16 protein-coding genes are annotated in these 22,982 nt (G+C 66.8%); 8 read left to right on the forward strand and 8 right to left on the reverse strand.

From position 1 onward, the window contains the following. Positions 1 to 60: 60 nt before the first annotated feature. On the reverse strand, positions 61 to 1,539 hold the full coding sequence (locus F7O44_RS21005) for a discoidin domain-containing protein (RefSeq protein ID WP_162452263.1): 1,479 nt from the start codon (positions 1,537 to 1,539) through the stop codon (positions 61 to 63). Between the two features lie 375 nt (positions 1,540 to 1,914). Here F7O44_RS21005 and F7O44_RS21010 point away from each other — a divergent pair, with 375 nt between their 5' ends. Genes F7O44_RS21010 through F7O44_RS21030 form a run of 5 tightly spaced genes read left to right on the forward strand, consistent with a single transcriptional unit; the run spans position 1,915 to position 8,288 of the window. After that, positions 1,915 to 3,930, forward strand: coding sequence for an ABC transporter substrate-binding protein (locus F7O44_RS21010; protein WP_162452264.1), 2,016 nt, complete (start codon positions 1,915 to 1,917; stop codon positions 3,928 to 3,930). 41 nt (positions 3,931 to 3,971) lie between these two features. Continuing rightward, complete coding sequence (locus F7O44_RS21015; RefSeq protein WP_162452265.1) at positions 3,972 to 4,973, forward strand: ABC transporter permease; 1,002 nt, start codon at positions 3,972 to 3,974, stop codon at positions 4,971 to 4,973. Further along, on the forward strand, positions 4,970 to 6,136 hold the full coding sequence (locus F7O44_RS21020) for an ABC transporter permease (RefSeq protein ID WP_162452266.1): 1,167 nt from the start codon (positions 4,970 to 4,972) through the stop codon (positions 6,134 to 6,136). Before F7O44_RS21015 ends, F7O44_RS21020 begins: the two co-directional genes overlap by 4 nt. 14 nt (positions 6,137 to 6,150) lie before the next feature. Further along, the gene (locus F7O44_RS21025) at positions 6,151 to 7,242 is read left to right on the forward strand and encodes an ABC transporter ATP-binding protein (RefSeq protein ID WP_162452267.1); all 1,092 of its coding nucleotides are present in this window, start codon (positions 6,151 to 6,153) and stop codon (positions 7,240 to 7,242) included. Next, the gene (locus tag F7O44_RS21030) at positions 7,239 to 8,288 is read left to right on the forward strand and encodes an ABC transporter ATP-binding protein (RefSeq protein WP_162452268.1); all 1,050 of its coding nucleotides are present in this window, start codon (positions 7,239 to 7,241) and stop codon (positions 8,286 to 8,288) included. The genes F7O44_RS21025 and F7O44_RS21030 overlap by 4 nt, the downstream gene beginning before the upstream one ends. A 619-nt stretch (positions 8,289 to 8,907) precedes the next feature. Here the strand turns inward: F7O44_RS21030 and F7O44_RS21035 are convergent. The 5 genes from F7O44_RS21035 to F7O44_RS21055 all read right to left on the reverse strand — a co-directional run bounded on the left by F7O44_RS21035 (position 8,908) and on the right by F7O44_RS21055 (position 14,880). After that, entirely contained in the window at positions 8,908 to 9,729 is an 822-nt protein-coding gene (locus F7O44_RS21035) for a helix-turn-helix transcriptional regulator (RefSeq protein WP_162452269.1), read from the reverse strand. A gap of 35 nt (positions 9,730 to 9,764) precedes the next feature. Beyond that, positions 9,765 to 10,682, reverse strand: a complete 918-nt coding sequence (locus F7O44_RS21040) for a phytanoyl-CoA dioxygenase family protein (RefSeq protein WP_162452270.1) — start codon at positions 10,680 to 10,682, stop codon at positions 9,765 to 9,767. Positions 10,683 to 10,761: 79 nt separating this feature from the next. After that, positions 10,762 to 12,456, reverse strand: a complete 1,695-nt coding sequence (locus tag F7O44_RS21045; protein ID WP_162452271.1) for an FAD-dependent oxidoreductase — start codon at positions 12,454 to 12,456, stop codon at positions 10,762 to 10,764. A gap of 84 nt (positions 12,457 to 12,540) precedes the next feature. Beyond that, the gene (gene glpK / locus F7O44_RS21050; protein WP_162452272.1) at positions 12,541 to 14,058 is read right to left on the reverse strand and encodes a glycerol kinase GlpK; all 1,518 of its coding nucleotides are present in this window, start codon (positions 14,056 to 14,058) and stop codon (positions 12,541 to 12,543) included. A gap of 60 nt (positions 14,059 to 14,118) precedes the next feature. After that, complete coding sequence (locus tag F7O44_RS21055) at positions 14,119 to 14,880, reverse strand: MIP/aquaporin family protein (protein ID WP_246221318.1); 762 nt, start codon at positions 14,878 to 14,880, stop codon at positions 14,119 to 14,121. Positions 14,881 to 15,174: 294 nt separating this feature from the next. Here F7O44_RS21055 and F7O44_RS21060 point away from each other — a divergent pair, with 294 nt between their 5' ends. Beyond that, positions 15,175 to 15,939, forward strand: a complete 765-nt coding sequence (locus F7O44_RS21060) for an IclR family transcriptional regulator (RefSeq protein WP_162452274.1) — start codon at positions 15,175 to 15,177, stop codon at positions 15,937 to 15,939. A 22-nt stretch (positions 15,940 to 15,961) separates the two neighbouring features. Continuing rightward, entirely contained in the window at positions 15,962 to 17,461 is a 1,500-nt protein-coding gene (gene glpK, locus F7O44_RS21065) for a glycerol kinase GlpK (protein WP_162452275.1), read from the forward strand. A 78-nt stretch (positions 17,462 to 17,539) separates the two neighbouring features. Here the strand turns inward: glpK (F7O44_RS21065) and F7O44_RS21070 are convergent, their stop codons facing one another. Beyond that, complete coding sequence (locus F7O44_RS21070) at positions 17,540 to 18,448, reverse strand: LysR substrate-binding domain-containing protein (protein ID WP_162452276.1); 909 nt, start codon at positions 18,446 to 18,448, stop codon at positions 17,540 to 17,542. Positions 18,449 to 18,523: 75 nt separating this feature from the next. Between F7O44_RS21070 and F7O44_RS21075 the strand changes: the two genes are divergently transcribed. After that, positions 18,524 to 19,546 carry a DMT family transporter gene (locus F7O44_RS21075; RefSeq protein WP_162452277.1) on the forward strand — a complete coding sequence of 341 codons (1,023 nt, stop codon included), beginning with the start codon at positions 18,524 to 18,526 and terminating at the stop codon, positions 19,544 to 19,546. 28 nt (positions 19,547 to 19,574) lie between these two features. Here F7O44_RS21075 and F7O44_RS21080 read toward each other — a convergent pair whose 3' ends face one another. After that, positions 19,575 to 22,976 (reverse strand): pyruvate carboxylase, encoded by a 3,402-nt coding sequence (locus tag F7O44_RS21080; protein ID WP_162452278.1) that lies wholly within the window; start codon positions 22,974 to 22,976, stop codon positions 19,575 to 19,577. Between the last annotated feature and the right edge of the window lie 6 nt (positions 22,977 to 22,982).

Below are 22,982 nucleotides of genomic sequence, written 5' to 3' on the forward strand. Positions count from 1 at the left end.
CGCCGCAGCGGGCGGGGATGGCGGCGACAACCACCACCTCGACTCCCCCTGCCGGCTTCATCACTCGTAGGGAATCAGTTCGGCGGCCGACGAGTACCCCGCAACGCCTGCCTCGATGACCAGCCGCAGATACCGGGCGCGCACCCCGGGCAGGCTGACGTCCTTGGGCAGCGAATCGCGGTCCCATTCCCCCGCCGCGGCGCGCTCGAACGACACACCGTCAAGACTCACCAGGTAGGTGTAGCGGAAGGCGATACCGCCGTATCCATTGATCCGCGGCTGGTACCGAACCGCTGTCAGTGTCCGCTCCCGGCTCAGGTCGAGGGTGAGCTGGTGCGGGTGGGCGTCCGGAGTTCCCGGTTCCGTACGCGAATGCCAGTACGTGCGCGGATCACCATCGACCACCAGCTCGGGGCCGTACCCCGCCGCGCTACTCGATGCGCTCGCGGTCATCTCCGCGGGCGGCACGGGCACACCGCCCGGATGACCGGGCAGCTCCGGCCATGCCCCAGCCTCCGGCTCGTCGACTGCTGGTCTCGCGGGAGAGTAGCCCGCGCCGCCAGCGGTGTCGCCGGCGAATCGCAGCCGGGAGACGACGGCGCCGTGGTCGGAGTAGAAGGGATACAGGTCGTCGAGGTCGCCGCCTCGATGCTCGGGCAGCCGGCGGGTGCGCGTCGACGACGCGAGGACCTCCACGTCACCTTTGGCGAGCACGTAGTCCAGGCGCAGCGGGGCATACATGAACGAGTGACCGGCCGTCCAGGTTCGTCCCGGGTACCGGGCGACGTCGGGATGGGCGGACCGGAAAGTATCGACGAATCCCGCCTCGGCGAACATCGACATCACCGGCCATTGGAGAACCAGTCCTTCACGCCGCGGCGCCGCGGCCGCCGCTTCGGTCCAGTCCAAGTGCGACTGGGTGTTGAAGTCACCGCCCAGCAGCACCGGAGCGTCGTCGTCGACGTATCGCGGCAACCGGTCTTCGAGGATGAGCTTGGCCATCTCGATCCGGCGAGCGTGGTCGCTGGCCACCAGCTGAGCCTCGGTGTGTGTGCGTTCGATGCCTAGGGCTGTCTCCATGGCCGCCTGGTTGAGCGGCCCCCACGAACTGTCCAAATGCGAGATCCACGTGGTGAACGCATGAAAGTGCCCGCCCGAGGGCAACCCGATCCGCGCACCGCCGAAGTGAAACGACGTCACCGGGAGCTCGCTGATGGCCGGGTAGATCTCCTGCACCGGCAGCCAGGTGAACAACCAGAGGTTGTCCCGGTCGAACGCCTGTTGAGGCTCGCGAGTGATCTGCACGCCGCGGAATACCCGGCCGTCGGAGGTGTCTCGATTGAGCGCTTCCTCGATCCGTTTCCCGAGTCCGTACGTCTCCACGAGGAAGATCAGATCCGGCCGCTCGCGGGCGAGGTAAGCGAGCAACTCGTTCTTGTTCTGCTCCTCGAAGCCGTGGGCATGCTGTTTGTCGAGGTTTCCGCCATGCCAAATGTTGAAAGCCATGACGTCGAGAACGGTTTCTCCGGGCGAGCTCACAGGGCCTCCTACATCGGCAATCGGAAATGAGCACGATGCGAGAACAAGTATGCACGGTACTGCTCGCTTTACGGAAGATCCCATCTTGACCGCGCAACTAGCCGAGTCAATACTTCGCCTTGGGTCCAGTCGGCCAACGCCGCAGGTCATGACCGATCTCAACATACGGTCCCCTGCGGTGCAGTAATCGTGTCACCTGAGGTTCAGCCTGCCGCCACTCGTCGATCGCATGTTGCTCACTTTCTGAGCGTTTTTGCATGAAATTCTCTCCAAACGATTGACAATCAGCACACAGACCAGATACCACAGGCAACACAGAGTCATCGCTTCCCTGAACTGCCCCGTGACGGACCTCGGCCTAGGAGCATGCTCATCATGACCACCTTCCCCGCTCACCCGCCCTCCCGCTCTCGCCGCTTGACGAACCATCGAAACCGGTTCCTCGGCCTCGCGTCCTGCGCAGCACTACTGCTCGCCGCCTGCAGCCCCGGAACCGACGGCGGCACCACTCCCGATGAAGGCGCGGCGTTGCCCGACGCACCGGACGACGCCGTGACCGAGTCGCGTGGTGAAGCGCCGGAGCTGGCCGAGATGGTCGACGCCGGCGAGCTTCCGCCACTGGAGGAGCGGCTACCGGTCGAGCCGCTCGTCGTGGACGTCGTCGACCGCATCGGAGTGTACGGCGGAACCTGGCGGCGCGCGGAGTCCGACGTCGCCGAACTGGAAGCCACCGAGCGCCGGCATATCGGCTACGAGCGCCTGTTCAACTGGACGCCCGAGTGGGAAGGCGGCAGCGAGACCACCCCCAACATCGCGACGGATGTCGAGGTGAACGACGAGGGCACCGAGTTCATCTTCCAGCTGCGGGAAGGAATCCGCTGGTCGGACGGTGAGCCGTTCACCGCTGACGACATCGTCTTCGCCGTGGAGGACTACTACTTCCACGACGATCTGACCGCCGAAGCCGATCCGCGTCACCTCGACAGCGGCGGACCGCCGGAGGTCGAGGCGCTTGATGACTACACGGTGAAGTTCACGTTCAGCCAGCCACACGGGCTCTTTCTGCAAGGCATCGCCGAATGGGCCACTCAGCGCCTCACCGCGACACCCCGCCATTACCTGGAGCAGTTCCACCCGGACTACAACGACGACGACCTCGATGAACTGGTCGAAGAGTCCGGACTCGGCAGCTGGGTCGACAACTTCGTCGACAAGGCCGACCCGATGCGCAACCCGGACCTTCCGGTGATCTACGCCTGGCAAGTGACCCAGCCGTTCGGCCAGGGCACCCAGGTGGTCTTCGAGCGCAATCCGTACTACTGGAAGGTGGACCCGGAAGGCAACCAGCTGCCCTACATCGACCGCCACGTCGTCAACCTGGTCGAGGACAGCGAGCTGATCAAGCTGCAGGCGATGAACGGCGAGCTCGACTACCAGCGCACCGTGGGCGCCCCGGCCGACCGCGCGCTCATCATGGACAACGCCGAACAAGGTGGTTATCGCACCGTCACCACCGAGCCGGACCACATGAACACCATGGCCATCCACCTCAACCAGACGACGCCGGACGAGACCAAGCGGGAGATCTTCCAGAACAAGGACTTCCGGATCGGGCTGTCGCACGCCATCAACCGCGAGGAGATCATCGACCTCGTCTACTACGGCCAGGGCGAGCCGTACCAGATGTCCCCCACCACCGAACTCTTCTACGACGAGGAACTCGCCAAGCAGTACACCGAGTACGACGTCGACCTCGCCAACCAGTACCTGGACGACGCCGGCTACGAAATGGACTCCAACGGCCGCCGCATCGGCCCGGATGGCAACCCGATCTCGATCACCATGGACTATGCCAGCGACGTCACGGACTCGTGGACCGACGCCCTGGAGCTCATCGAAGGTTACTGGGAGGAGGTCGGTGTCAACCTCGAGCTGAACGGCATCAGCCGCTCGCTACACGCCGAGCGGGTCCGCGAGAACGGCGAGCACGAGGCCACCGTCTGGACCGGCAGCGGCGGGCTGGTGCCGTTCATGCAGACCCACTGGTACTTCCCGTCGACGCTGGCCGCCGACTTCGGCTCGGCCTGGGGCGAGTGGTACATGAACCCGGACAACCCGAACGCCGAGGAGCCGCCGGAGGGCCCGCGGCGGCAGATGGAGCTCTACGACCAGATCCTGTCCACCGTCGACCCGGACGAGCAGGTCGCGTTGATGCAGGAACTGCTGGACATCCTCAAAGAGGAGTTCTATTCGATCGGCGTCAGCACACCGCCTGAGGGCCTCGGCGTGGTCACGAACAAGATGCACAACGTCCCCGATCACATGTACAACTCCACCTCCTGGCCGTCGCCAGGACCGACCAACACCATCCAGTACTTCATCGAGGAATGAGCCGGCCGGTAACCAGAACGACTGTCCCTGGAGGTCGGTAGATGCTCAAATACATCGCCCGGCGGTTGCTGGTGATGCTTCCGACGCTGTTCCTGATCTCAGTAGCGTCGTTTTTCATCATCCAACTGCCGCCGGGTGACTTCCTGAGCACGTACGCCGCGGGCATGAGCGCGCAGGACGCGGTCGTCGCGCGCGAGCAGCTGGCAGCGCTGGAGGCACGCTACGGGCTGGATCAGCCGTTCCACGTGCAGTACTGGCGATGGATCTCCAACATCGTCTGCTGTGGCGACTTCGGCCAGTCTTTCGAGTGGAACCGCCCGGTCTCCAGCCTGATCTGGGACCGCCTGACCCTCACGATGCTGCTGGCCGTGGTGTCCACGCTGGTCACCTGGTTCGTCGCGTTCCTGATCGGCACCTACTCGGCCGTCCGGCAGTACTCGGTCGGCGACTACTTCTGGACCTTCGTCGGGTTCATCGGACTGGCCACGCCGAACTTCCTGCTGGCGCTGGTCCTGATGTACATCTCATTCCGGTATTTCGGGCAAAGCGTCGGCGGCCTGTTCTCACCGGAGTACGAGGACGCGCCGTGGAGCATCGGACGGGTCTGGGATCTGTTCCAGCACCTGTGGATCCCTGTGTTCATCATCGCCACCGCCGGGGCCGCAAGCACCATCCGGATCATGCGCGCGAACCTGCTCGACGAACTGCACCGCCCCTACACGACGACGGCGCGGGCCAAGGGCATGCAGGAGTGGCGGCTGATCGCGAAGTACCCGGTGCGGCTGGCGCTCAACCCATTCATCAGCACGGTCGGCTGGACGTTGCCGACTTTGATCTCCGGCGAGATCATCGTCTCGGTCGTGCTCAACCTGCCGACCACCGGACCGCTGCTCTTACGGTCACTACAGAGCCAGGACATGTACTTGGCGGGCAGCTTCATCCTCATGCTCGGCGTGCTGACCCTGATCGGCACTTTGCTGTCCGACATTCTCCTGGCCTGGTTGGACCCACGCATCCAGTACGAAAAGGTGGGCAGCCGATGACACACGTGGAAACATCTGCCGAACCCACGAGCCCGCCGAGCGCGCCGGACCCCGAGCCGCGCCGGAAGAACCTGTACACAGCATCGCAGTGGCGCCTGATGTGGCTACGGTTCCGCAAGCACAAGCTGGCCATGGGTGGAGCGATCTTCCTCCTGCTGGTCTACCTCGTGGTGGCCTTCGCCGAGTTCCTGGCACCGTTCAGCCCGTCGGCCCACAACGCCGACTACCAGCACGCGCCGCCACAGCGGGTGCATCTATTCGAAGACACCGGCGACGGCACCCGGTTCAATCCGCACGTGAAGGGTTTCGACTACGAAGTCGACGAGGACACGTGGCGGCGCACATTCAGCACCGACGAGACCGAGATCTATCCGATCCGCTTCTTCGTCCGTGGCCACGAATACAAACTGTTCGGCCTGGTCAGCACCGACATCCACCTGTTCGGCCCGGTGGATCCGGAGGCGCCGATGTACCTGCTCGGCGCTGACCGGATGGGCCGCGACGTGCTGAGCCGGGCCCTGTACGGCACCCGGATATCCATGTCGATCGGACTGATCGGCGTCGTCCTGGCGCTGGTGCTGGGCATCATCCTGGGTGGCATCTCCGGATACTTCGGCGGCGTCATCGACTCCGTGATCCAGCGAGTCATCGAGTTCCTGCGTTCGATCCCGGAAATCCCGCTGTGGATGGCGCTGACGGCCGCGCTACCGAGGTCGTGGTCACAAGTGCAGATCTACTTCGGTATCACGGTGATCTTGTCGATCGTCGGCTGGACCACCCTGGCTCGCGTCGTCCGCGGGCGGTTCTTCTCACTGCGCGAGGAGGACTTCGTGACGGCGGCCGCCCTCGACGGCGTCAGCAAGCCGCGGATCATCTTCCGGCACATGCTGCCGTCGTTCACCAGTCACATCATCGCGGCGGTCACCCTCGCCATCCCCGCGATGATTCTTGCCGAAACCGCGCTCAGCTTCCTGGGGCTCGGCTTGCGCGAACCCACGGTCAGCTGGGGCGTCCTGCTCCGCGAGGCGCAGAACATCCCGTCCATCGCGCAAACGCCGTGGGTACTGATCGTGCCCGCGTTCGCCGTGGTCTCGACCGTCCTGGCGTTGAACTTCGTCGGCGACGGACTGCGCGACGCCGCCGACCCGTACAACAAGAGATGATTGGTGATCCGGCCATGGTGACCCGCACCGCCCAGGCTCCGGCCGATGCCGAGCTCGCGCACGACACGCTGCTGTCCGTGCGGAACCTGAAGACACATTTCGCCCTTGACCAGGGCCTGGTCAAGGCGGTCGACGGCGCCAGCTTCGACGTCCGCCGGGGCAAGACGCTGTGCGTCGTGGGCGAGAGCGGGTGCGGCAAGAGTGTCACCGCCCGGTCGATCCTGCAGATCGTCGACCGGCCGGGCCGCGTCGTCGGTGGTCAGCTGTTGTTCCGCAAACCCGGGCGCGGGCCCGGAGGGCAGGAGGAGGTGGTCGATCTCGCGACAATGAACCCGAAAGGTGCCGACATCCGGTCGATCCGCGGCCGGGACATCGCCATGATCTTCCAGGAGCCGATGTCCTCGCTGAGCCCGGTGCACACCATCGGCAACCAGATCGTCGAGGCGGTCCACCTGCACGAGAACGTATCCAAGCAGGCGGCCAAGGACCGCGCCGTCGACGTCCTGCAGAAAGTCGGCGTGCCGAAGCCGAAGCAGCGCTTCGACTCGTACCCGTTCCAACTGAGCGGCGGACTACGGCAGCGGGCCATGATCGCCATGGCGCTGGTCTGCAACCCCACACTGCTCATCGCGGACGAACCGACGACGGCGCTGGATGTCACCACCCAGGCGCAGATCCTGGAGCTGATGCGTGAGCTGCAGGACGACTATGGCATGGCGATCATGTTCATCACTCATGACCTGGGTGTGGTGGCCGAGCTCGCCGACGACGTCGTCGTCATGTATCTGGGTCTCGCGGTGGAACGCGGCGACGTCGTCTCGGTCTTCCACGATCCGCAGCATCCGTACACCCGCGCCTTGCTGCGGGCAATCCCGAAGGTGGGCGGTGGCACCCGGGCCAGGCTGGACACGATCCGCGGCATGGTGCCCGACCCGTACAACCGGCCCGACGGGTGCCCCTTCCACAACCGGTGCGACGACTACATGCCCGGCTCGTGCGACCGGGTCGTCCCACCACCGATCGATCTCGCCGACGACCGTCAGGTGCGCTGTCTACTGCACGGCGGCGCGGACGATGTGGTTCCCGGAAACGGAGAGGTGCGATGAGCGTGGCCGGTGATGCCCAGCGGAAACGTGTCCTGCTCGACGTCAAAGACCTCCAGCTGCACTTCCCGATCCGGCACGGCTTCCTGCGCCGCACCATCGGGCACATACGCGCGGTGGACGGGCTTGACTTCTCCATCCGCGAAGGTGAGACGCTCGGGCTCGTCGGCGAATCCGGATGTGGCAAGACGTCCACCGGCCGCTGCATCGTGCGCTCACACGACCCCACCGGCGGGCAGATCCTGTACCACCGCGACGGATCTGAGCCGGCTGACATCGCGGCGGTGCACGGAAACGCGCTCAAGCCGTACCGTCGCGAGATCCGGATGGTCTTCCAGGATCCGCAGTCTTCGCTCAACCCGAGGATGACACTGCAAGACATCATCGGTGAACCGCTGAAAGCCCATGGTGTCGCATCCGGCAGCGAACTCGAGGACCGAGTGGCCGCGCTGCTGCGCGACGTGGGACTGCGCCCGGAATACCGCAGCCGCTACCCGCACGCGTTCTCCGGTGGTGAGCGGCAGCGAGTCGGGATCGCCCGCGCGCTGAGCCTGGACCCCAGGCTGGTGGTGGCCGACGAAGCGGTGTCCGCACTCGATGTCTCGGTACGGGCGCAGATCCTGAACCTGCTGCAGGATCTGCAGGCCGAGCACCACCTGACCTACCTGTTCATCTCGCACGACCTGTCTGTCGTGGAGTATCTCTGCGACCGGGTAGCGGTCATGTACGTCGGCAAGATGGTCGAGATGGCCGACACTGCCGCGCTTTTCACCCGGCCGCGGCATCCGTACACCGAGGCGTTGCTGTCCGCGGTGCCCAAGCCGGACCCGTTGCTGCGCGACCGGCGCGAGCGGATCGTGCTCTCCGGAGACGTCGCCGACCCGTCCGACCCACCCAGCGGCTGCTACTTCCACCCCCGCTGCCGGTATGCCCAGCCGATTTGCGCCGAGGAACAGCCGCCGCTGCGCGACGTCGGCGACGGCACTACCACCGCATGTCATTTCGCCGAGGAGCTCAACCTGCGCGGCGTCGCCACCCCCGCTTCCTAAATGTGGCGCTTCGGTCGTGTCCGTGGCTGGGTCGGGTGTTGTGGCACATGTCCGAGCCCTTTGGGTATGGGTGGCGTGCCTGCTCGAACCGCCAGGGCCGCTGGGCTGCTCGGGCGGCCAGCGGGCCGGGCGCCGGCGGCCGGTCGTGGTTCACACGACGAGCTTCACGACCGGTGTGTGCCTACTCGTGTGAGTTCTAACGGCGTATAGCGGCATTGGCTGGCACGACGATCTTCACGACCCCGCATACCGCCCCGGCGGCCGGTCGTGGTTCACACGACGAGCTTCACGACCGGTGTGTGCCTACTCGTGTGAGTTCTAACGGCGCATGGCGGCATTGGCTGGCACGACGATCTCCACGACCCCGAATACCTCCCCGCCGACCCGTCGTGGTTCACACGACGATCTTCACAACCAGCGGCAACCACCCCGCGAACAGGGCACACCACAGCTGGACCCCGCCGAAAGCCCCCGGGGGAACAACGCGCCTGCAGCGGCCTCCCATGAACTCACCCACGGATAGGTCACCAGAGCCCTAAATGATCATGTTTGGTGGGTTCTCTCGTGCGTCACCATGGCTGCAGGCATGGTGACGCACGAGAGAACCCACCAAACATGATCATTCGGATGGACGGGGATGGGACCGGACTTTGGGGAGGTCGGCCCGGAACCGTGACGGCGGAACGCCGAACACTTCCTTGAACCGGCGCGAGAAGGCGTACTCGTCGTAGAAGCCGAGTTCTCGCGCGATCGCGCGGATGGTCCAGCCGCCCTGCTGGAGCATCCTTGCCGCCTCGTCCATCCGGCGCCGGTTGCGCCAGCGGCCTGGTGATTCGCCCGCTATCTCGGCGAATCGTTTGCGGAACCGCTCGTAGGGCAGCCCCACCGCCGCCGCGACCCCGGTCAAATGCAGCGCCGGCTCGTGAGCCAACAACAGGCATGCCTCTTCGAACCACGACGAAGACTCCGTCGTCTTCTCGCCCGCACCGGCATGCACGGCGGCGAGCAACACCTGCAGCCGCGACCATTCGATCAGCGCGCAGCGCGCACCGCCCGGCACAGGGTCGGTCACCCCGGCTACCAGCGGCAACCATGCCTCTACCGGGGATAGATTGCCCACCGGGCGGGAACGGTCGAGAATCCCGCGTTCTTCGAGCAGCCGAGGCAGGGCGCCGTCGAACAGGATGTACCGCTCCGTCCAGCTCTCCCCCGGCCCCGGGCCGTAGTCATGTTCGAGGCCGGGAAATACGACGACGACGCTGCCGGCGCCGAGCCGGTGCTCAGCACCGTTCTCGTCCCGGTACCGGCCGCTGCCGCTGACCAGATAAACCAGCGCGTACACGTCCAAGATCCTGGAGCCGCCCAGGCCGGCACCGTCGGCGATCGCCCCGGCGTACAGAACCCGGCCGAGCGAGGCGTCGTCGCCTGCCCCACGGACCACTCGGACGCCCGTGAGGGACTGGTCGGAGACGTCGTTCAGCAGATGAAGGCTCGTTTCGCGTCGGGACCGTGGGCGATGGGTTCGGGGCCGATCCAGCGCTCGTCGGCCGGCTCGCTCGCCGGCTGATAACGCGAGTCGGTGGACATCCGGACCTGGTCGGATGTGTTGTCGAGGCTGCCGTGCACCGTGAACATGCCGAAGACGATGATGTCACCAGCCCGGAAGTCGGCGGTGAGCCAGCGGCCGCCGAGCTTCTCCCGCAACGCGGCGGGATCGTGTGACAGGGAACCGTCCCATGAGCCTGGGGTCTCGCCCTTGTTCTCGCAGTAGGCGTCCACGTCGCGGCGGCCGTAGTCTTCGGTGATCTCCGGCAGCTGGTGGCTTCCTTCGAGAATGATCAGCCCTCCGACCTCGAAGCCCGCGTCCGACAGCGGAGTCCAGGTGGTGCGCAGCCGCTGAGAACCCCGGTTCATGAACACCCCGTCCCCGTGCGGGGCGGTTCCCAGCCCGGGCGGCACCACCCGGAGCCAGGTGTACTCGAAATGCACGATCGGCTCACCCAGCAGGGCCTCGTGCAACGCCGCCGTGCGGCCACCGTAGAGCAGTTCGGTCAGCGGTGCGCTTGCCCGGGCCAGGTCGGCGCGTACCCGGGGACCGGTCAACGCCTCGGTCGGCATCAGCCGCTCGGGCAGCGCCCCGGAATCGAGCAGGCCCTCGGCTGCGAAGCGGGTGGCGACATCGGCCCGTACCGCACGAACCTCGTCCGGATGGTGGAACTCGGGCAGGTACAGGTATCCGTCGTCGCCGAGCCTGCGCAGCATCTCGGTCACACCGGCAGCCGGGTCGGTACGGCGTAGCTCCCCGAGGTGAGCGTTCTGCAGCGTCACCTCCCGCGCATGCAAGGTCCCGGCGGAAGCGACCGGTTCACGGCCGGTCAGGCTCGGTGCGCTCATCGGCGTCTCCTCTCGACTTCTCCCCCGCATAGAGAATCTGGAGATCACACTAAGAGGACCGCAGGTATTTTCCCATGGCCTATCTGGAGCTGGCTTGTAGATTCTGGTCACGGGCGATCGCCGAGTCGAGCGCACCGGCGCCCGCTTGCCGGGCCGCCTGCTCCGCGTCTACCTGAGCCTGGTACCGCGCTACCTCGTCCGCGACGGTGGTCCGGTCCCAGCCGAGATGCGCCGCGATGAGGTCCGCGACGGCGGGGGCAGCACTCACCCCGCCGTCGGGAGTCTCGAATGCCATCCGGGTGCGCCGGCTGAGCACGTCGTCGAGATGCTGCGCGCCTTCATGGGTGACGGCGTAGACCGCTTCGACGCATAGATATCCGGCGCCACCGGGAATCGGCGCGGCCATCGCGGCGTCGTTCCCGATCATGTCCAGCAGATCCGTCACCGCCGATCCGTAACGGCCGAGCAGGCGCTCGAGCTCCGCTCCCGTGAGATTCGCCCGGTGGGCCACACTCAGCCGGTCCTCCCACAACTCGTGGTAACCCACCGCGCCGAGGATGGGCAGCCGATCGGTCAACGACGGCGCGACGACGCGTCCCAGACCCGGAGCCGCGGCGTCGACCACGTCGGCGGCCATGACCCGGTACGTCGTGTACTTGCCACCGGCAATCACGAACAAACCCGGGGCCGGTTCGGCGACCGCATGCTCCCGGGAGAGCTGAGCGGTCTGGTCCGACTCTCCGGCGAGCAGCGGGCGCAGGCCCGCATACACCCCGGTCACATCGGCGACGGTCAGCGGGTCACGCAGGACAGCGTTGACATGATCGAGCAGATAGTCGACGTCGGCCCGGCTGGCCGTGGGCTGGGCGCGGTCGTGATCCCACGGCGTGTCCGTCGTTCCGACGATCCAATGCTCACCCCAAGGAATGACGAACAGCACGCTCTTTTCCGTGCGGGTGATCAGCCCCGTGGCCAATCGGATGCGGTCCCGGGGCACGAGCAGATGCACACCCTTGGACATGCGCACGCGGAACGGGCGCGGAGTGGCGGCCAGGGCATGGATCTCGTCGGCCCAGACACCGGTCGCGGCGATCACCCTGCGGGCCCGCACTTCGAACTGGTCGCCGCTCTGGTCGTCACGCACCCACGCGCCGGTGACCCGGTTGCCGTCACGTCTCAGCTCGGTCGCCGCGACGCGGGTGAGCACGGTGGCCCCGTGCTGGGCGGCGGTGCGAGCGAGCATCATCGTGTGCCGCGCGTCGTCGACCTGCGCGTCGTAGTACCGGATCGCCCCGGTCAGCGCCTCCGGCTTCAACGACGGCGCGAGGCGCAGCGCCCGGCGCCGGGAGAGGTGCCGGTGCCGCGGCAGCGCCCGGGCACCCCCGAGGGTGTCGTACAACAGCACGCCGGCGCCGACGTATGCGCGCTCCCAGCCGCGTCGGCGAAGCGGATAGAGGAACGGGACCGGCCGCACGAGGTGCGGCGCCAGCCGGTGCAGGAGCAGGCGGCGCTCCCGGAGCGCCTCACGTACCAGCGAGAAGTCGCGTTGCTCGAGGTAACGCAGCCCGCCATGGATGAGCTTGCTCGACCGGCTGGAGGTTCCGGCCGCCCAGTCCCGAGCTTCGACGAGCGCTACCGAGAGACCCCGCGACGCCGCGTCCAGGGCGGCGCCCGCGCCCACCACACCACCACCGATGACCAGCACGTCGAACTCGGTCTCGGTCAACGTGCGCAGGGCCGCTTCCCGGTAAGACGGATCCAAACGAGAATGCACGAGCAGGTCCTCCAGGCGTTCGGTGGCTGGTCCCCCGTGCCGGTGATCCCGGGTGGGGGCGGGGATGGCGGGTGTGACGGCGGGCTACTCGACGTCGTCGTCCACCCAGTCGAAGGTCTTGGTGACGGCCTTCTTCCACGTGCGGTAGGTACGTTCCCGCTCACCCGCGTCGAGCTTGGGCTCCCACCGCTTGTCCTCCGCCCAGTTGACCCGCAGGTCGTCGAGCCCGTCCCAGTAGCCGACGGCGAGTCCGGCCGCGTACGCGGCGCCGAGCGCCGTCGTCTCCGCCACCTGGGGGCGGACCACCGGCACGTCGAGAATGTCCGCCTGGAACTGCATGAGCAGTTCGTTCTGGACCATGCCGCCGTCTACCTTGAGCTCGGTCAGATCGACTCCGGAGTCGGCGTTCATCGCGTCGAGCACTTCCCGGGTCTGGAAGGCGGTCGCCTCCAGCACCGCTCGCGCCAGGTGGCCCTTGTCGACGAACCTGGTCAGCCCGACCAGGGCACCACGAGCGTCCGCCCGCCAGTAGGGCGCGAACAGGCCGGAGAACGCGGGAACGAAGTAGGCACCGCCGTTGTCGTCCACGGTGGCGGCCAACTGCTCGATCTCAGGTGCGGAGCCGATGATCCCGAGATTGTCCCGCAACCACTGCACCAGGGCGCCGGTGATGGCGATCGAGCCTTCCAGCGCATAGATCGGCGCCGCGTCGCCGAGTTTGTAGCACACGGTGGTCAGCAGCCCGTTTTCGCTGGCGACCTTCTCTTCACCGGTGTTGAGCAGCATGAAGTTGCCGGTGCCGTAGGTGTTCTTGGCCGTTCCGATCTCGTAGCAGATCTGGCCGAAGGTGGCGGCCTGCTGGTCACCCAGGATTCCCGCGATCGGCACCCCCTTCAGCACACCTCCGGGACCACCCGCGCCGTAGACCTCCGACGACGAGCGGATCTCCGGCAACATGGACAGCGGAATCCGCATCTCCGCGGCAATCTCCTCGTCCCAGGCCAGCGTGTCCAGGTCCATCAGCATGGTCCGAGACGCGTTGGTGACGTCGGTGATGTGCACGCCGCCGTTCACTCCGCCGGTGAGGTTCCACAACGTCCAGGTATCCATGTTGCCGAACAGCAGATCACCGTTCTCGGCCTTCTCCCGGGCGCCCTCGACGTTCTCGAGGATCCAGGTGACTTTCGGTCCGGAGAAGTAGGTGGCCAGCGGCAATCCGACCTTGGCCTTGTACCGCTCGGCTCCTCCGCCGAGAGCGCCGAGCCGTTCGACGATCGGCTGCGTCCGGGTGTCCTGCCAGACAATCGCGTTGTAGACCGGCTCACCCGTGTGCCGGTCCCACACCACGACGGTCTCGCGCTGATTCGTGATGCCGACGGCCGCGAGGTCGCCGATGTTGAGGTTGGCTTTGGCCAGCGCCTGACCGATCACGTCGCGGGTGTTCACGGTGATCTCCGCCGGGTTGTGCTCGACCCAGCCGGCCCGCGGAAAGATCTGCTCATGCTCCTTCTGACCGACGGAGACGATCGTGCCGGCACGGTCGAAGATGATGGCGCGGGTGCTCGTCGTTCCCTGATCGACAGCGAGGACGTACTGGGACATGATGCTCCATTCGACGAAGGTGGTTCTGGAATCGGGGACGGGTTCAGGATCGGAGAAGGGTCAGAAGACAACCTGTGAGAGCAGCCCGGCAAGAACGCCGCCCACTATCGGGCCGGCCACCGGTACCCAGGCATACGACCAGTCGCTGGAGCTCCTACGCCCAGCCGGGCGGGGCGGATCGGCGATGCCCTCGGTTCCCGGTCCCACGCTCACCGGCGAGGCCGTGGTTATTCTGCGTCCGGCGACAAGGACCGCATGAGCGATCCGGGGGCCGAGGTCACGGGCGGGGTTGATGGCGTACCCAGTCGGCCCACCCAGTGAGGCGCCGATTCCGACGACGAGCAACGCCACGGCCACCGGGCCGAGCTCGTGTGGCGTGCTGGCGAGCGACAGCACCACGATCACCAGCACGAAAGTGCCGATGACCTCGGTGGCGAAGTTCCAGCCGTAGCTGCGGATCGCCGGGCCGGTGGAAAAGACCGCGAGCTTCTTGCCTTCGTCGGCCTCCGCGTCGAAGTGTTTCTTGTACGCGACGTAGGCGACGCATGCGCCGAGGAACGCACCGAGGAACTGCCCGGCCACATACGTCATCGTCGAACCGATAGTGATGTCGACACCGGGCGCGTACTCGTCGGCGCCGCTGGCCCAGATGCCGAAGGTGACGGCGGGGTTGATGTGACCCCCCGACTTGAAGGCGACGAACACACCCGCCATAACCGCGAGGCCCCACCCGAAGTTGATCAACAGCCAGCCGCCGTCGAACCCCTTCGACTTGGCCAGCAGCACATTCGCGACAACGCCAGCACCGAGCAAGATCAACATGCCGGTGCCCAGCACCTCACTCACAAAAACCGAGCCGAGATCCACTTCTACTCCATTCGCCGTTGAATGTCGTGCCGGATATCCGCGCGTGGATGTCGCAGAAACTACGCAGTCGGCTGGGCCGCCACAACACTCGGCGGTCGGCATTGTCGAACGAGACCGACAGTCGGTCGGCGAGTATGCCGCGAACCTGCGGTTGGTCCATCGTGGCTCACGGCCGTCAAGCCGCGTACGGACACACCCGTGGCCATTCGACATTGTCGAATCCGCACGCGATGGGATAGTTTCCAGCACATGCCGGGTCCGATTCAGGCGATCGAACGAGCGGCGGCCGTGCTGCGGCTGCTGGCCCGTGGCTCCGGCCGGCTGGGCCTCGGCGAGATCGCGGCGTCGCTGGACCTGCCCAAGGGCACGGCCCACGGCATTCTCCGCACCTTACACGGCGTGGGATTCGTCGAACAGGACCAGAGTACCGGCCAGTACCGCCTCGGCGCGGCGCTTCTCCATCTCGGCACCAGCTACCTGGACGCCAACGAACTGCGCTCACGATCGATCAACTGGGCGGACACCCTGGCGGCCCGCAGCGGCGAAGCCGTCCGGATCGGCACTCCGCTCGAGAGCAGCGTTCTCGTCGTCCACCACGTGTTCCGCCCGGACGACACACCTCAGACCCTGGACGTCGGCGCGATGCTGCCGCTGCACGCCACCGCCCTGGGCAAGGTCCTCCTCGCTTACGACGCCGAGCTCGCCTCGGTGATCCAGCGCGGCACGCTCACCTCACTCACCCGGCGGACCATCGTCCGGCCCGCCGCGCTCGCCCGCATACTGGCCGATGTCCGCCGCACCGGCTGGGCGAACGAAACGGAAGAATGTATGCCCGGCGAAGCGAGCATCGCCGCTCCGATCCGGGCGCCTGGCGGCCTCGTAGTAGCCGCGATCGGTATCTCCGGGCCGGTGGACCGGTTGTGCGGCGCGACGTTGACCCCTAAACCCGCGCTCGTCCGTGACGTTCAAGACGCCGCACGTGCGGTGTCCCGTGATCTCATGACCGCAGGTTAAGCCCGACCGAGGATCGCTGAAGATGGCCCAACGCTATGTCATGTCCATCGACCAAGGGACCACATCCACCCGCTGTATCCTCTTCGATCAACGTGGCCGGCTGGCCGCCGTGTCACAACGGGAACACCACCAGTACTTTCCCAAACCCGGATGGGTCGAGCAGGATGCGGTGGAGATCTGGCGCAACGTCGACCGGATCGTGCCGCGGGCGCTGAGCGAAGCAGGGATCTCAGGAACCGACGTCGTCGCGCTCGGAATCGCCAACCAGCGTGAGACCTCTGTCATCTGGGACCGTCACACCGGCGCACCCGTGGGGCACGCGATCGTGTGGCAGGACATTCGCACCGAGGAATTGGTGCGTGAACTCGCACATAAGCCGGGAGCGGAGAAGATCCGTGAGCGGTGCGGCTTGCCGCTGGCAACCTATTTCAGCGCACCCCGTATCCGGTGGATGCTCGATACCATTCCCCGGCTGCGAGAGCGGGCCGAACGCGGCGATGTGCTGTTCGGAACCATGGAAACCTGGCTGATCTGGAACCTCACCGGTGGCACCGACGGCGGCGTCCATGTCACCGACGTCACGAACGCCAGCCGCACACTCCTGATGAACCTGGCCACGCTCTCCTGGGACGACGACCTCCTGGCCTTCTTCGACGTGCCGCGGCAAATGCTGCCCGAGATCCGGCCGTCCACGCAGATCTACGGCAAGACCCGTCGCGTCGTCCCCGGCATCAAGATCGCCGCCGCGCTCGGCGACCAGCACGCTGCCTTGTTCGGTCAGACCTGTTTCTCGCGGGGCGAGACCAAGTGCACCTACGGCACGGGCAGCTTCCTGCTGATGAATACCGGCACCACACTCGTGCGCTCCACCCACGGCTTGCTCACCACCATCGGCTATCAGGTGGCCGGTGAGCGTGTGGTCTATGCGCTGGAAGGATCGATCGCGGTCACCGGCTCCCTGGTGCAATGGTTCCGGGACAGCCTGGGCCTGATCAACAGTGCACCGGAGATCGAGACTCTCGCGCGGACCGTCGAAGACAACGGCGGCTGCTACATCGTGCCGGCGTTCTCGGGCTTGTTCGCACCGCATTGGCGTAGTGAAGCCCGTGGCGTCATCGCCGGCCTGACGTCGTACATCACCAAGGGCCACTTGGCCCGCGCAGTCCTGGAGTCCACGGCGTGGCAGACCAGGGAGGTGGTCGATGCGATGAACGCCGACTCCGGGTTGCGTTCGACAACCCTGAAGGTCGACGGGGGCATGACCGCCGACCACCTGTTGATGCAGCTCATCGCCGATGTCCTCGACATTCCGGTGATGCGCCCGATGGTGGCCGAAACGGTCTCGCTGGGCGCGGCCTATGCGGCCGGGCTCGCGGTGGGCTACTGGCCGGATCTCGAAGGGTTACGGCGCAACTGGCATCTAGCAGCCCGCTGGAATCCACAAATGGACGCCGGGCACCGGGAGGCAGAGTTCACCAACTGGAAGCGCGCGGTGGAACTCACCTTCAACTGGATCAAATGACGCCGACTTCAATACCGTCAGGTCGGACTGGGAGGCGGAATCCGGCCTGAACGCCATCTGGCGGTATTGAAGTGGGCGTCAACGCTCCGTCGCACGGTCCGCCGCCACTCGGAGTGCGTCCAGGCCAGCTTGGATCGACGGCCGGCGATCGGAGTCCGCCCGCCAGATGGCGAAGATGTTCCGTTGCATCGTGGCGTGCACCGGGGCCACCCGGACCCCCGCCGGCACCGGGCCCCGGCCCAGCCGAGGGGTCACGCAGATACCCTGCCCGGCCGCGACCAGCGCGAGCTGGGTGTGGTGTTCACCGGCCACGTGCATTACCTTCGGCTCGATCCCGGCCTCACGCAATGTCAGCATCAGCCATTCGTGGCAGTACTCGCCTTCGGGCCAGACCACCCACTCGTCGTCGGCGAAGTCCTCGAGTTTCACCTCGGGCTGCTGGGCCAGCGGATGAGCCGCGGGCATGGCTAGGTCGGTGGGGTCCTCGAGCAGAATCTGCCGCGACAGACCCTCGGGCAGGACAAGCCGCTGGCTCTCCCAGTCGTTGACAACGGCGAGATCGAGATCGCCGCGGACCACACGAGGCACGATCTCATGCGGTTCGAGCTCCTGCAGCCGGGTCCGCAACTGCGGGTGCCGCTCGCCCAGCTCCACTAGAGCATCCGGCATCAGCCCACGTGCCGCCGTGGGGAACGCAGCGACGTCAAGCTCACCCACGGCCAGCCCTCGGCGCGCCTCCAGCTCGGATTGGGCTCGCTCCACCGACGCGATGATGTCGACGGCGCGTTCGGCCAGCAACCGGCCGGCGTCTGTGAGACGTACCCCGCGTCCACTCTTGGCCAGCAGCGGCTGCCCGACGTCGCGCTCCAACCTGGCCAGCTGCTGCGAGACCGCCGAGGTGGTGATGTGCAAACCGGAAGCCGCGCGGGTGACGGAACCATGCCGGGCGAGCGCGCTCAGGGTACGCAAGTGCTCGAGATTCAACACATAAGCAATCCTAAACAATAGACTCCGTGAATTCTCGCTTGTGCTACGACGTTGTGCACCCGCATCGTGGACCATATGCGGGCTTCCCCACCCACCCAGCGCCCTGACACCGTCGGCAGACGGCTCGAACCATCCACCACCGCCCCGCTCTCGACGCGAACGGAACCGTACGGCCGCTCGAACTCCAACAGCCGGCGCCGGATCGTCCTCGACTGGCGCATCCGCTTCGTCCTCCTTTCCCTCATCTGGGGATTCAGCTTCCTGTTCATCAAGGTCGGCACGGACGGTTACGCGCCACTTCAGGTCACATTCGGGCGGATGGTGTTCGGCACCGCGATCCTCGCGGCCGTGCTGCTCATCAGAGGCGACCGGCTGCCTCGATCACGGCGCACGTGGGCGCACCTGATGGTCTCGGCATTCTTCCTCAACGCACTGCCGTTCACGCTCTTCGCGTACGCCGGGACGATGATCCCGTCCGCGGTGTCAGGCATCTGCAATGCGACCTCCCCGCTGTGGGGGATGGCGCTGTCGCTCGTCGCCTTGTCCGAGGACCGCCCCACCCGGCGCCGTGTCGCGGGGCTCGGGCTCGGTTTCATCGGCGTGCTCACCGTCCTCGGGGCATGGCAGGGCTTCTCCGGTACCGACCCAACGGGCACCGCGCTGGCCCTGGCCGCATCCCTGAGCTACCCGATCGGCTGGATCTACGTCCGCCGCCACCTGGCCGGATGCCCCGAGTCGAACGTGTCGATCGCGGGGTCGCAACTGCTGCTCGGCACGGTTCAGCTCACGGTCGTGACCGTCGCTTTCACATCCGTGCCGTCGTCGTTCCCCGTTGTTCCGCTGCTGGCCGTCGTCGCCCTGGGAGCTCTCGGCACCGGCATCGCGTTCCTGATCCAGTTCGGCATCGTCGCAGAGGTGGGGCCGACGACGGCCCAAATGGTCACCTACTTCATTCCGGTGATCGCAACGGCGGCAGGCGTCGTCGTTCTCGGCGAGACACTGCGCTGGTCGACGCCCGTCGGCGCGGTGATCATCCTGGCCGGAGCCGCGCTGACCCAGACGAAGCGCCGCCGCGCCAAACCTGGCGTCGTCGGGTGAGGCACCAACCCGCGAAGCGCGGTCCGAATCAGCGTTCGATGACCGCGATCAGGTCTCCTGCCTCCACCCGGCGCGGGCCGGGAACGACGAGCCGGGCTACCGTTCCGCCCACCGGTGCGGTGATCGAGGCTTCGAGCTTCATCGCCTCGATGGTCGCGATCGTCTGCCCGGCCTCGACGACGTCGCCCTCGGCCACGGATGCGGTCACGACTCCGGCGAAGGGCACCGGAACATGGCCGGCCTTGGCGGGGTCGGCCTTCTCCGTCTCGGGGACGGCAGCGGCGATCGACTGGTCGCGCACCCACACCGGACGCAGCTGGCCGTTCAGGGTGCACATGACCGTGCGGATGCCGCGTTCGTCGGCATCGCCAACAGCTTCGAGGCGGGCGATCAGCCGCACGCCCTTACCGAGGTCGACGACCGACTCCGTGCCGGCCCGGAGCCCGTACAAGTAGTCGATGGTGTCGAGCACCGAGACGTCGCCGTAGGTCTGGCGGACCTCCCCGAATTGCGCCGCCGGGCCGGCGAAGAGCAGCCGGTTGAGCGTCTCCTGTCGCTCGCGTCCCGGTTCACGCAGTGTTTTAAGATCGTCGCCGCCGACATCCGCTGCCTTGGACACGACGCTGCGCCCTTCCAGCGCCCGGGTGCGCAGCGGCTCCGGCCATCCGCCCGGCGGAGTCCCGAGCTCACCGCCAAGGAAGCCGATCACCGAGTCGGGAATGTCGAACCGCCCGGGGTCGGCGGCGAATTCGTCCGGATCAGCGTCCAGGGCGACCAGATGCAGCGCCAGATCACCCACGACTTTGCTCGACGGAGTCACCTTGACCAACCGGCCCAGAATCCGGTCGGCGGCGGCGTACATGTCCTCGATCTGCTCGAACTTCTCCCCAAGACCCAGCGCGATGGCCTGCTGGCGCAGGTTGCTCAGCTGACCACCGGGGATCTCATGGTGATAGATGCGTCCTGTGGGGCCGGGCACCCCGGACTCGAACGGCGCGTACATGCGGCGTACGGCCTCCCAGTACGGCTCGTACTCCTGGGCGGCGAGCAGATCGAGGCCGGTTTCCTCTTCAGTGTGCTTCAGTGCCGCGATCAGCGCGGACATCGGAGGCTGACTGGTGGTTCCGGCCATGGACGCGCAGGCGGCGTCCACGGCATCCACGCCGGCCTCGACAGCGCTGGTCAGGGTGGCCAGCTGGCCTCCCGCGGTGTCGTGGGTATGCAGGTGGACCGGAAGGTCGAAACGCTCCCGCAATGCTGTGACCAGGCGCCGCGCGGCAGGCGGGCGGAGCAGGCCGGCCATGTCCTTGATCGCGAGGATGTGTGCGCCCGCCTCGGCGATCCGCTCAGCCAGGTTCAGGTAGTAGTCGAGGGTGTAGAGCTGTTCGGACGGATCGGACAGGTCTCCGGTGTAGCACAGCGCCACCTCCGCGACGGCCGTACCCGTCTCCCGGACAGCATCGATGGCGGGCCGCATCTGCTCGACGTCGTTGAGCGCGTCGAAGATCCGGAAGACATCGATACCGGTGACCACCGCCTCGTCCACGAAAGCTCTGGTCACTTGCTCCGGGTAGGGCGTGTAACCGACCGTGTTCCGGCCGCGCAGCAGCATTTGCAGGGCGACATTGGGCACCGCCTCCCGCAGCGCGGCCAGCCGCTCCCAGGGGTCTTCGCCGAGGAAGCGCAGCGCGACGTCGTACGTGGCGCCACCCCAGGCTTCGAGGCTCCACAGCCCGGACAACCGGTGCGCGACGTAAGGCGCGGCGATCAGCAGGTCCTTGGTGCGCACCCGCGTGGCCAGCAGCGACTGATGCGCGTCGCGGAAGGTCGTATCGGTCACGGCGACGGCTGTTTGCTCCCGTAGCTCTCTGGCGAACGCCTCCGGCCCGATCTCACGCAGCCGTTGGCGGGTACCGTCCGGCGCAACCGTGGAGGTGTCGACTTCCGGCAGTTTGTCGCTCGGGCGAACCGTCACCGGCGCCTCGCCATGCGGCCGGTTGACGGTGACGTCCGCCAGCCATTGCAGCAGCCGCGTGCCACGGTCGGCGCTGGTGCGGGCCTGCAGCAGGTGCGGGCGCTCCTCGATGAACGCGGTGGTCACCCGCCCGGCCATGAAGTCATCTTCGTCCAGCACGGCCTGCAGGAACGGGATGTTGGTGGACACACCCCGGATCCGGAACTCGGCCAGCGCGCGCCGGGCTCGCCGCACCGCCGTCTCCAGATCCGCGCCCCGGCAGCTGAGTTTGACCAGCATCGAATCGAAGTGGGCGCTGATCTCGGCATTCGCGTGAGCGGTGCCGCCGTCGAGCCGGACACCCGCACCGCCAGGAGAACGGTACGCGGTGATCCGGCCGGTGTCAGGGCGGAAACCGTTGGCGGGGTCTTCGGTGGTGATCCGGGTCTGCATGGCCGTGCCGTTGCAGTGGATCCTCTCCTGCGCCAGGCCCAGGTCGCGTAGTGTCTCCCCGGCCGCGATCCGCAGCTGTGACTGAACGAGATCGACGTCGGTGACCTCCTCGGTCACGGTGTGCTCGACCTGGATGCGCGGATTCATCTCGATGAAGACGTGTTCGCCGGCCCGGTCCCCGGCGGTGTCGACGAGGAACTCGACGGTGCCGGCGTTGACGTAGCCGATGGAACGCGCAAATGCCAGCGCGTCGGCATGCAGCCGCTGGCGAATGGCGTCGTCGAGGTTGGGCGCCGGAGCGATCTCGATGACCTTCTGGTGGCGGCGCTGCACCGAGCAGTCGCGCTCGAAGAGGTGGATGGTGTCACCGGTCGCATCGGCGAGAACCTGCACCTCGATGTGGCGCGGCCGGAGAACGGCTTGCTCGCAGAAGACCGTCGGGTCACCGAACGCCGCCTCGGCCTCTCGCATAGCGGCCGCAAGGGCGTCGGCCAGCTCGGCCGGATCATCCACCCGGCGCATGCCCCGCCCGCCGCCACCCGCTACCGCTTTGACGAAGATCGGGAAACCGACGTCGGCGGCCGCGGCCACCAGCTCATCCACGTCGGCCGACGGGGCTGTGGAACGTAGGACGGGCACACCGGCCTCGCGCGCGGCGCCGACGGCCCGGACCTTGTTGCCCGCGAGTTCAAGCACCTCCGGCGGCGGCCCGACGAAGGTGATGCCGGCGGCCTCGCAGGCCCGCGCCAGCTCCGGATTCTCCGACAGGAACCCGTATCCGGGGTAGATGGCGTCGGCGCCGCAGGCGGTGGCCACCCGGATGACCTCATCCACGTCGAGGTACGCCCGGACCGGCCGCCCTGGTTCCCCGATCAAGTAGGCTTCGTCGGCCTTCAACCGGTGAACGGAGTCGCGGTCCTCGTGTGGGAAGACCGCGACGGTGCGCGCGCCCAACTCGTATGACGCGCGGAACGCCCGCACGGCGATCTCACCGCGATTGGCAACCAGCACCTTGGCGAACAATTCGGC

The sequence above is a fragment of the Phytoactinopolyspora mesophila genome (assembly GCF_010122465.1).
Taxonomy (GTDB): Bacteria; Actinomycetota; Actinomycetes; order Jiangellales; family Jiangellaceae; genus Phytoactinopolyspora; species Phytoactinopolyspora mesophila.